The sequence below is a fragment of the Natronococcus jeotgali DSM 18795 genome (genome assembly GCF_000337695.1).
Classification (GTDB): domain Archaea; phylum Halobacteriota; class Halobacteria; order Halobacteriales; family Natrialbaceae; genus Natronococcus; species Natronococcus jeotgali.
Genome location: NZ_AOIA01000154.1, coordinates 20,097 through 27,012, shown reverse-complemented (window position 1 = coordinate 27,012; position 6,916 = coordinate 20,097). Strand labels below are relative to the sequence as shown.

The following is a 6,916-nucleotide window of genomic DNA, read 5'->3' as shown; positions in this document are numbered from 1 at the left end:
GGTGGCACGTCGTTGTTCCGTCTTTGGCGTGCATGCGACAGAGTTCACCTTCTTCATCGGCGTACGTTCCGTGGTAGGGGTTATCGACGAAGTCAATGGAGACGATCCTCGACCGATCAGGGTCGAGGATCGTCATCGCTAACTCCCTGAGAAGGCGGTTAGCAACCCGCTCAAGCCACTCTCGGTTGAGCGTATGTAGCCAGTCCATGACAGTATCATCACAGGCAGCGTTGTCGTNTCAAGCCACTCTCGGTTGAGCGTATGTAGCCAGTCCATGACAGTATCATCACAGGCAGCGTTGTCGTTGTCCTTGCATGTCTCCCAGATGGACGTCTGATTGACTGCTGCAAGAATGACAACAGTCCAGATATCGCCGGGATCGAGGGACGAGCCCTCGATCCCTGGCAAGGGGAGCTGGCAGATGACGTCTTCCGCTAAATCTTTCACGTCCGAATCCGAAAGAACACCGTCTGGCTNGGGATACTGAACACATTCACTCAACCAGACATCTTCCTCATGAGACCAACGCTTTAGCTCCAGCTCTCACACCAGTCGGGAAGTACCGACTGTCCAACTGTCAGTTCCTTCTTCGCTAGCATATGGATATAGACATGTAACTTGATCCAATGGTGAAAATACGATACATCTGTACGAAAGCGAGTCGTGTTTTCGCGAACACTGCTGACAAGAGCAATTTTCACTGACCGGAGCATGTCCTTTCCGGTGCAACCGACCTGCACGCTGGATAATGGCGTCCATCGGTGCAATGTCCGTGAGAAGCACATCAGCTGATAAATCCAGACTGATCTCACACACTTGCGTCGTCACTAAGACGTGTGTTCGTTCAGCCTCGCCAGCATCAGTCCCGAACGTCTCTTGTATTTCTGTTTCCTTCCGACTGCGATCAATATTGGGAAATTCACTGCTGTAATAGGTAACAGAAGCGTTCGTCACATCAGTCAATGCTTGAGCAAGATTGCGGGCTTCAGACACCGTATTTTTGACCACCATAATTCGGCTCATACCGGAAGTACCGATGTAGTCTATTACATCGGCTGTATCGAGTTTTTGAGGCTTGGTTTCTACGGTGAATGGTTGCCGAACACGGCGTTGATCATCGACTCCTTCACTAACGATTCGAGCGGCATCGTCAAGTGGGAATGTCTGCTGAATTTGCTCGGGTAGTGTTGCTGTCATCACATACCACGGGACGTCATTCTTGTTAAACATCTGCATTGCTCCGAGAATATTCCCGACAAGATGCAGGTCGTACACATGCATCTCGTCAAAGACAATAGCACTCCGCAAGAGATTCGCTTTTGCAGTTGCGGCATCAGGATATGCGTTCAGTAGTGTCCTCAGTACGTGATCAACAGTACACACTGTGACTGGCGCTTGAAACCACCGCCGGGAGCGTTCAGGAAAGTATTCAGCAACTTCTCTTTGCTCGTCGTTAATCTCCTCAAGAGCTAATTCACTACCACTATGATATAGACCGACATCATCCGCTATCCGCTCTTTGTTCAAAGTTTGATAGAGGTTGTTGCCTGTTACTTGTGTCGGCATAGCAAACACGAGTCGATCTGCCGCGCCCTGCTCAATCATTTCCTGTCCCCACTGACACGCACTATGTGTCTTTCCTTCTCCGCACCCTGCTAATCCGAGACAGATCGTATGAGAGATAGTATCGATCTTTTGCTGATACGGACGAAGTGAGGAAAATAAGTTGATGTTTGCTGCGTTCAAGGTCTTGGGAAGTGGAACAGAACCGCCCGAGCTGACATGTATATCGGCTTGCCGGATGGCTGACCGAATGAGGGTTGTAAGGGCACCAACAAGATCGTATTTGTCTGTTCCGGGGTTATAATGCGTTCTGATGTTGTCAAGGAATACACGTGTATTATCTGTAATCGTAGTCTCTACCGGATATACATCGGGAATAGTCACTGTTGACGACGACACATGACGGGCTAACGCATCAACCATTTCCTGATGCTTAGCATCAGGCCGAACGGTGTCATCGTTTTTCATCAACATTCGTTCCTGCGATAAATTCGTATGATGATGTAGAACCGCCAGTGTCAGCGCCACTTCATACGGTTCAGTATCATCAGCTGAAAGATCAAGTGGGACATGCCGCAATGATTCAAATGTATATGCTGCACTTCGGGCACTGTGATGTGGAAGCGGACCGTTTCGGCGGCCTTGAATAGTTCTCTGGGCCTCTGCTTGCCAGTCTGGATGCGCCTTCCCGGTATCATGCAGTAACGCTCCACGCCGAACTAGGCAAATTATATCGTCCAATGACACCGGGTACGGCTGAATAAGGCGTTCTGTAGCTGGTGTATCGACAATTTGTTCAGCGGCATTAGCTACATCACTCATATGGCTAAACAACTCTTCGCCACTCGGACGCGGCTTGGTTTTGGCTAAGAGCTGGTCTCTCTCAGTCAATGAAGACGAAGCGTTCACCATCGTTAGTTTTGTAGTAGGAATCTACCTCGCCACCGGATACCGAGACGAGTTTCACTGAACCATTGACAGCACCGTAGCTTCCGAACGTTTCAGGAACGACTGGAAGCATTTCTGGGTCATCGTTACCCCCTGGAACGACACATGAGAGGCTGGCTTGTTTTTCAACGTGTTCCACCTTGACCATGGCTACGTCACGGACATCTACAAGGTCATCTGAGCGACCGAGGGACAATGGCCGAACCGGGTCTTCGAGAGCGTTCTTTAGGGGCGGAAGCGCCTCTTCGGGACCACCCAGAAACAGTTTGAACTTCGGTTGAATGAGGGTATCCGTATTTGCTACATATTTCTTATATCGCTTATCATCACTTTTGCGCCGATCCTGTAATTGATGCCGAGATAGCAGATGCGTATGGACCTTCTCTTCGCCAGTCCTTTTGGATAGCCCGATACGGATGTTCTCTCGAAATTGTTCTCGGCGCTTTTCTTCCTGTTCACGATCCTCTTTCTCCATCAGTCCCGGTGAATACCGGTCTTGCAAGAGTAACGACGGACGGCCAAGCGCATTATACAGCATTCCCCGGATCGTCGTTACTGGCGGAACGGGGGACGTGGGTAGCCCATTCACTGCGCCAGCCTTATGGAACGCACACTCGACTGGAACATCAAGTGTTGCCTGAACGATACGGCCTGTTCCAGTCATAGTTACATCGCGTTATTAATTGTACTGCATACTGTATCGTAACAGTCCGAGACCGATCCGGCATGCTGAACATTGTCGAGTTCGTCAGTAAGATCAACTATTTCATCCCAGTTCGTGATGACTTCTGGATTATAGGACGTACCGATCCAGACTTCGCCACCCATGTTCGTTACGTCCTGCAGGTTGTATCTGAGGGCGTTGATGTTGAGTTCGCCGTCGGATGAGACATGCAGCGCGTTAGTGAGACGGTGCGTGTATGTATCGCTTCCAGATGCGAGTAGCAGGTCTGGCATGAAGTCGGCCATGTGCCGTGCTTGACCTGCGAATTTGATCGCGTGCTGGATTGACCGCACTAATTCTTTTGCACGCTCGGTTCGCTGTTCGTCGCTGATGACCGAATTTAGTTCTCGGTGATACTGTTCGTAGTATTCTTTGTCGTTGTCTACGTTTTCTTTTTCGCGTGTGCCGATAGCCTGCAGGTCAATGGATACCGCGCCGAAATAGACGTTCTCGGTCATCTGGCGGTGCGCCATCTTGTTCTCAGACTCATCTACGTCGTACTGCGTGATTAGGTCAGAGGTCTGTGGGGTGTCGTAGACGCCGAGGTTCGCTGAGACTTTGAGTGGGCTGTATCGTTTCGGGTTGATGTCCTCGTCTGCATCTGCGAGGTCCATGTTCATATACCCAAAGAGGTCGCAGATTTTACAGCTCTCAATATCTCCGCAGGCGTGTTTCGGGTTGCAGTCAACGCCGTCTTCGGTTTGGTGGTAGAGAGCGGTTCGGGTTGCATGGCGGAAGGACTGGCCACTGATATAGGGACGGTTCCCGTATGTTTTGAGTGTGGAAGTGTTGCCGCTGGAATCGCCTGCGTTGTGGTTGCCGAGCCGACCGTGCGTCAGTGACGTGAAACTGATTTGTTTAACCATTGGTAGGGGTTTGTGGGGTAGTTATTCGTTGTTTGATTCGGTGCTGTTTTCTTCGTTGTATTGGCTTGCTCGTTCAATCCGCTGCGCTTCCAGACACACATGGATGACAAACATCCGTTTTGCTGAGGCAAAATTCGAAGACTGATTTAGAAGCATGAGGAATCGGTCAATGTCCTCAGACTCGTACCAGCCTGCCTCGGCCCGGTCGCTATCTTCTGTGCGGCGCTTCTGCACTTCAAGGGCGGCATCCTCTAGTGCAACGAGAAATTCGTCGTATGTATTGGCGTTTTTCAGCGATGAGAGGACGCCGATGTCCTTCCGATCATGGAAGGCACGACCAACGGCCTTGCCAAGTCGCTGGATGCTTTCCATTACGTCGTCGCTGACCTGTTCATCTGTTTCGGTCTGGTGTGCTTGTCTCATGATTGTCGCGAAGTAGTGATGAGTGGAATCACGCGGCAGAACACCGTGTGCTGTGACTTCCTCTCTGTTTTGATGGATTATCTTAAGGATATGGAATACTCCATCTTCGACTCGTTGTAGGTCCCGTTCAAGAAGTCCATACGCAAGCACGTCTTGTTCATGTGTGACCGAGTTTTTACCCGGTAGTTCGATGCTTGCATACCAACTCAGGACGGCACTGAACGGCCAGTACGTCCCTGATTCCCCCTCATAGGAGAATGGTTCATCCGTACTATCACCTCGTTCATCAACAAGTTCGTATATCCACGCCCCGACAGCCACCTGATCGAACCCACCAATCCCCCTGATGGGTCGCCCGGATTTCATAGGAGTGGAATCAAACATGCGAACTGCAGTCGGGAGACGCTCGTTAAGCGTCCGAATTCCGTCTGTCTGTTTCACGTTCGCATGCCGACGGATTTCGCTGAAGAAATCCAGCACTTGAAAGCCAGCAGAGTCAGTGCGTATCTGCCCCAGGTTCTTTGAGGCGTCACTTGCGTTATCGAGTGACCCTAGCAGGCTGGTTTCAGCATATGCACGTCGAACCCGAAGAAGCGTCTCGAAATCCCCGACTGGCGCGAACACCCGATATAGACTCGTATCGAGTTGGCGAACTGGCTTCTCCATAATCGTGTAGAAGAACCCAGTAACAAGGCAGGCAACGCATCTTCCTTTCCATGAGGAGTCTAAGGACTGCCCAAGTGACCGTGGCGATCCAGATGTGGTTGTCCAGAGATTGAACGCCTGATTGTACTCTGGGTTCTCCTCTGATCCAGAGCGTGATGGAAACTGATCCGATCCACATATCATACAGCGGTGGTTGTCAGCATCTGTGTCTCCGAATCCCGACCTGAGTTCTTCAACATAGGCACGAAGTGTTGGGAGAGTGTTCTCAAGTCTGTCCGCACGCGGATTTCCAACATATAACCCGCTGAACTTGAATAAGTCCTCAGCCTCGTTGCCAACAATATCTGGGTCTAGTCCGTTCGATTCAAGCGCCTCACCGTCAACAGCATCATCAGGATAGATTGTCTCATCCTGACCTCGGCTACTAAAGGAATACGGACCGAAATCTACATCATCCGTATTCGGAAACGGAATCGTCGGTTCCGATACCCAACGGTTATCGGTATGGTCCTTTCCCTTCTCCTCCAGCTCGCGGTTAATCTGGTACGCTCGCGCATTGCGCTGATGCGTGTTCGCCAGATTGGATTTGATATGAGTGTGGATACGACTGATAATGTCCTCTGGATCGGCGCCATCGGTGAGGATAATTGCATCCGGTTCAATCGTTACGAGACTCTCTTCAGCAAGGAGCCGCCCTAATTCAGCGGCTCCTTCATTAACGAACTCATCGCTGGTAAACCGGAATAATACCTGTGACTCACGTTCCGTTTCAGGAATCTCCAATGGGAGAGGTTTCTCCGGTGATTCCAATGTACTGGTTTCGTTGGATGAGCGTGTTGGCCAGTCATCCAGTCCCGTTTGTTCTGTCACTTATGCCCTCCAATCATCTGGGGTCTCTGACTTCGGCATAATACAACCGAATCCCATGCCGGTCCGCTCTCCGAGTCCCTGTTTCTGAATGAACTTGCTTGTTTTCTCATCTGCCCGAATAGTTGCTTCAAACCGTGCAGATGGAACGTAGGCTTCGCTAGCGACCTGCAGACTCTTCGGCTTCCACCAGTGAATTTCGTCTATACTAAATTTGAAGTTGTCTGGTAAGCCACATGTGTTTTTCATCCGCTCACGGACATTTTTGTAGATACGAGCGCCCCACATGGTATCCTGTGGTTCAAGATATATTCGATTCTCATCGACGTAGTGACTAACACATACTGGACTAAGAGTTCGATATACCGTTTCTTCAACTGGCTCGATAGTTTCTATGTCTGTTGCAGTAACCGGGATGGTTGTATGGCCAACGGTGAGGTTTTCATTAAGTGCCGAATTGGCTACTGCATCTATCAAGTCTGGTTTGTCGCTGTTGATAATCCAGTATCCTCGTTGGACAGAGAGGCCACTATCAGTTGGTTGGTATGGACCAGTCTGAAGAAATTCGCTGTACGAAAATGGTGGGGCATGTTCCAGTTGATGGAGCTTTGTTGCTAACTCTGGTGCATGCGTGTTGAGCGCATCATAAATGAATGACTGGATGCTCAAATGGTAGTTCCATGGTAAATGAAACCGTGTCGCTTCACCATCAGCGAAAATATGTAATCGAATCTACCTCACCTCTATATCTGATATTTGCCTGCCGATACATAAATATGTATAATTCGGAAATATAGCCTACTCGGAAATTAATAAGTGAGTTTGTGGGTTAGGTATTTAGCCCGCTACGTTCTATTGT

General features: G+C 49.9%; 5 protein-coding genes and 1 pseudogene. All 6 read right to left on the bottom strand.

The features are described 5' to 3' along the window. A pseudogene (locus C492_RS25970) lies at positions 1–501 on the bottom strand (hypothetical protein); the annotation flags it as partial. 42 nt (positions 502–543) lie between these two features. Then, positions 544–2,454, bottom strand: coding sequence for a CRISPR-associated helicase Cas3' (gene cas3, locus C492_RS23220; RefSeq protein WP_160167009.1), 1,911 nt, complete (start codon positions 2,452–2,454; stop codon positions 544–546). Further along, positions 2,447–3,175, bottom strand: coding sequence for a CRISPR-associated protein Cas5 (gene cas5 / locus C492_RS23215; RefSeq protein ID WP_083898878.1), 729 nt, complete (start codon positions 3,173–3,175; stop codon positions 2,447–2,449). The genes cas3 and cas5 overlap by 8 nt, the downstream gene beginning before the upstream one ends. Positions 3,176–3,177: 2 nt before the next feature. Beyond that, complete coding sequence (locus C492_RS18475) at positions 3,178–4,101, bottom strand: CRISPR-associated regulatory protein, DevR family (RefSeq protein WP_008426405.1); 924 nt, start codon at positions 4,099–4,101, stop codon at positions 3,178–3,180. 21 nt (positions 4,102–4,122) lie between these two features. Beyond that, complete coding sequence (locus C492_RS23945; RefSeq protein WP_152424956.1) at positions 4,123–6,060, bottom strand: hypothetical protein; 1,938 nt, start codon at positions 6,058–6,060, stop codon at positions 4,123–4,125. Beyond that, the gene (gene cas6, locus C492_RS23210) at positions 6,061–6,777 is read right to left on the bottom strand and encodes a CRISPR-associated endoribonuclease Cas6 (protein WP_338042174.1); all 717 of its coding nucleotides are present in this window, start codon (positions 6,775–6,777) and stop codon (positions 6,061–6,063) included. Positions 6,778–6,916: the final 139 nt, after the last annotated feature.